Source organism: Aliihoeflea sp. 40Bstr573 (assembly GCF_024105655.1).
Taxonomy (GTDB): Bacteria; Pseudomonadota; Alphaproteobacteria; order Rhizobiales; family Rhizobiaceae; genus Aliihoeflea.
The window spans coordinates 1-4052 of sequence record NZ_JAAAMH010000049.1 but is presented as its reverse complement, the minus strand read 5'-3'; the positions used below and the strand labels follow the sequence as shown (position 1 = coordinate 4052).

Below are 4052 nucleotides of genomic sequence, written 5' to 3'. Positions count from 1 at the left end.
AAGCGGACCGATCAGCGCCCATTCCTCGTCCGTCAAACCAATCCGTTCGCCCAAGGCTGCCTCCAAATGGAAGCCTTGAATCAAAACCAGATTCCGCAGTCAACCTTTGTCCACGAACGCTAGTTCACGGCGGTGCCGGCGGACCCGCCGGTCTCCTTTGGGTGCGGCAGGGAATAACGGGCATCGAGCGGCGCGCCAAATCGGATATGGAAGCCGAGGCCCGCGTGCGCGAAACGGTGCTGACCTCGGTGCAGGGTGAGGTCGAGGCGATTACCGGGGGACGCCGGATCGCGCTGATCCTCGAAGCCTGCAAAAGGGAACTGGACAAGTACGTCACCCCGACAGGCAGACCCAAAAGCGGCAGCATCTATCTGGCCGTTACCGATCGCGTCAGAACCCTGTCGGAAAAAGCGGATGAACTGAAGTCGGATGTCGATGAACTGCGCGAGGCGCTCGACTTGCGCCGATCCAAGGCGGCGCGACTTTCCGAATTGGAACGCCCCGAGGACGTCGAGATGCGTCGCCGCGCCTGGGGCGAGGCGCAGGCAGCATTCGACGCGGCGAAATTGCATGAGGAAAAGCTTGGCATTGCCGAAAGCCAAGCCGTCTATGCTCGGGAAAAGCGTGATGCGGCGAAGGCGGCGCTCGATCTGCACGACACTCTCCTGTCTCGCCAATCCGCGCTGAGTACGGCAAATGACACCGCGCGCACCAGACGCGACACGGCGATGGCAGAAAGGCAAAAGGCCTTGGCGCTCGAAGCTTCGGCTGACGAAGCACTGCAGGCAGCGGAGACCGCACAAGACGTGGCGCAGGATTTGCTGCGCCGCCTTAACCGTTCCTTCGAAGCCAGTCAGGCCGCGGATAAGCTCCGCGAGTTGCGCACTTCTCTCGCAACAGCGGAGGAGACGCGCAGAGAGGTTGAGGCCGGCGAGGCGGAATTGCGGGCCCTTCAACTGCCTGAGGGAACCGTCCGCGCAGCGCACGACCTCGACGTCGAGATTGCCGGTTTGAAGGCGGCTGCTCAGAATGCCTCGACCGTCGCCATTGATTATACTGAAGGCCCAGATGGCAGCGTCAGCGTTGACGGCGACCCTCTTAGTAATGGTGAACGGCGGCCGATCTCTGGTGCCACCATCATTGCGATTGCCGGGATCGGTCGGCTGACGGTCGAGGTTCCCGCATCTGGTGCTGCGACAAGACTGGCAGAAGCGATATCGCGTCGCACCGCGTTCCTCCAGCGTCTGGACGTGGCGTCCATGGCAGAAATCCACGCGCGTGACGCTGCCTTTCTGAGGCGTAGCACCGAGATCGAAATTGAGCGGCGGACACTGGCCTTTCTGGCTCCGAACGGAATGGCTGCACTTTCCGACGAGATCATGAAACTGGAAACCCGGGTCGCGTCGGTCGAAACGGTCGAGGGCGACCGCGACACCGCGCGCGCTCAAACCGAATTGGCAAACGCGCGACTTGAGGAGGTTCGGGCCTCGGCGTGGAAAGCGCGCCCGGCGCGCAAGGCCGCCGACGAGTCGCTCATCGAAGCTGAAAGGGCTCTCGCGGCCGTCGCCGGCGAACTGGTAGACATCGAAAACCGGCTCGGCCCGGTCGAGATGCGTGAGGGGGAGGGCGCGCGACTGCGTGCTGCGTATGAAGCAGCGAACGCCGATTTGCACGCCAAGGAAGCCGCACTTGCGGATTCAAACGCGAAGAAGCCGGACATGGCGAACGTGGAGGCAACACTTGCGCGCACGCGATCCGTCGTCGAGGCCGCTACACGCGAAAGTCAGCAGCTGCATGTGGAACTGGCCGGCTTGAACGCGCGCATCGACGCGCGCGCTCAGGAAGCCGTCGAGGAAGAGCTTGCGGAGGTTAGCGGGACGTTGGCAACAGCCAAGATCGAGGTCGCCCGCGTCGAGCGGGAGGTCTTTGCGCTAACCCGACTGCGCGATACGCTGGAAGAGGCCCGCCAGTCCGCACGCGAACATTATTTCGAGCCGATCATGCGCGAATTGAAACCTCTCCTCACTTTGCTGTTCGAAGACGCCGAAATCGACTTCGACGATGAGACGCTTTTGCCGCGGAGCATCCGGCGCAAGGGCCAGACCGAGGAAATTGAGCGATTAAGCGGCGGCATGCGCGAACAACTTGCGGTTCTGACTCGGCTCGCTTTTGCCCGGCTGCTTGCGCGAGATGGCCGTCCGACGCCCGTCATCCTGGACGACGCCTTGGTCTATTCCGACGACGATCGTATTGAGCGCATGTTCGATGCCTTGCATCGGCAGGCCCGCGACCAGCAGATCATCGTCTTCTCATGCCGGCAGCGGGCTTTTTCCGCCTTAGGTGGCAACGCGCTGAATATCACCGATTGGGTTCCCCGCACTGCATAACGGCTTTAATGGCGTCAACATGCAGGACTGAGGGTTCAACTAGGCAATTCCGCCAACTGAAAAGGGCAAGAGCGCGATAAACCCGTAAATGGTCTGGCAATAGCAATAATCTTCGCGCCGGACATATCTAGTTTGAAAGCCGAGCTACCTTTGGAGGCATGAACTTGGCCGCGCAAAACGGCCGGCTTGCTCCTCTATGACGCGGGAACGCATGCCGTTGGCGACGTGTTAGGCTGAAAAAGAAAAGCCCCGGCTCGGAAGTCGGGGCTGTCAACCTCTTTGGCTTGATTTCGCCGGCACAGGTTCGCCACCTTTCAGTGGACTTGAGGCGCACTACGGAATTACCCGCAAGCGCGATCGACGTGAATATGATGCGCTACAGATGTTCCGTCAAGTGATCCAATCCAAGTCCGTACAAGATGCATGCACGGACCTTCTGAAATTCCGTCGCCGCGAGGATGATCTTCAGATATTTGCGCTTGCCGGATATCGGATCGCGCCCGGTATAAGGCATCGACAATCTCCTGAATGCCACCGTGGCAATCATGTCGGCCTTCGCGAATTTGAACGTGCCTTCGTATGGCTTGGGAGCCTCGAACGGCAGTTCGATCTTGCACTGATATCGCAGGCCCGATCGGGGTGGAGATTGGCTTAGGGGTACGACCGCACATAAACCGTCCCGATACGGCAATCGTGGTGACACGATGACTACAAGCCGCTCTTTAACCATTTCCGGCTCACGAAATCCGGTGCGATAGTCGCAGATGAGCACCTGACCAGGCACTGGTGGATATTGAATGCCTTTCGCGCCAGCCAAGCCTTCGAATCCCTGTCGGTTGTCTCACAACCTCTAGGTCGCGAGGACGCAGAAATCCAGCCCGCGAAGCTTTGCCTTGTGATTCCACGAGACGCAGGATTTGCAGAGGATTCCGCTAAGTCCTTCTGACAGCGCTCGGGGCATAGAAGAGCCGTCGATCGACAGCAATGCGCTTCTAATCCTGCAGGCTAATCCCGATCTGCATGCGCCGATCCGCAACATTGGACGAAACAAAGGGATAGCCGCTGTTGTCACGTGCATCTGTGGCATGCAGCATCGCTACATGACGGACATCGCACTTCATCTCGCTCCAGCAGGCTTGTCGTACGCGCTCATGCCGGAGCCATTCGATGAGGCTCGCGAGCATCTCATTAGCGTTGAGTTCCGATCATGGCCGAGCGGGGAGCTTGGTCAGCACCGGACGCCGCGCGAGTTGTTCGAGCGGTCTTTGGCCTACGACCTGCTGACTGATGTTACCCAGATATTCAACGTCGACACGGCTGTCCTGACGGTCGAGGAGGGTACTGACGGTCGACTTGTCGGAGCTTGCGAACTCGCGCTTCACCATGCTGATGTTGCAGTCGTCGTTCGTCCGCCTCATCCCGCCGGCCCTGCTGAACTTGCCCGAGAGTGGTTTGCCGAAACCGTTCGGGCCTGGCCGCCGATGCCTTAACACCTCCGGAATCAGCTTTTTTCGACCGGCCGGGTTGCCGGCCGACGCGGGGTCGGAACAAGAACTGTTCCCACAGACACGTTAAGACCGAACGAAGCACGAACGCGCGTGATAGATCTGTAGATGAAGCTTCCCTGGCAGTTGAAAGCATCCAGCTGATGGCGGCCAATTTCCC

General features: G+C 59.8%; 3 protein-coding genes. 2 read left to right on the top strand and 1 reads right to left on the bottom strand.

What is annotated here, in order from left to right:
* Nucleotides 1-206: 206 nt before the first annotated feature.
* Complete coding sequence (locus tag GTK01_RS20785; protein ID WP_252929748.1) at nucleotides 207-2387, top strand: ATP-binding protein; 2181 nt, start codon at nucleotides 207-209, stop codon at nucleotides 2385-2387.
* A gap of 376 nt (nucleotides 2388-2763) precedes the next feature.
* On the opposite strand, the gene GTK01_RS20780 is transcribed toward GTK01_RS20785, so the two are convergent.
* On the bottom strand, nucleotides 2764-3204 hold the full coding sequence (locus GTK01_RS20780) for a type II toxin-antitoxin system PemK/MazF family toxin (RefSeq protein ID WP_252929746.1): 441 nt from the start codon (nucleotides 3202-3204) through the stop codon (nucleotides 2764-2766).
* Nucleotides 3205-3304: 100 nt separating this feature from the next.
* On the opposite strand from GTK01_RS20780, the gene GTK01_RS20775 reads away from it, so the two are divergent.
* Nucleotides 3305-3877: a hypothetical protein gene (locus GTK01_RS20775; protein WP_252929744.1), complete on the top strand. Its 573-nt coding sequence runs from the start codon at nucleotides 3305-3307 to the stop codon at nucleotides 3875-3877.
* The last annotated feature ends 175 nt before the right edge of the window (nucleotides 3878-4052 follow it).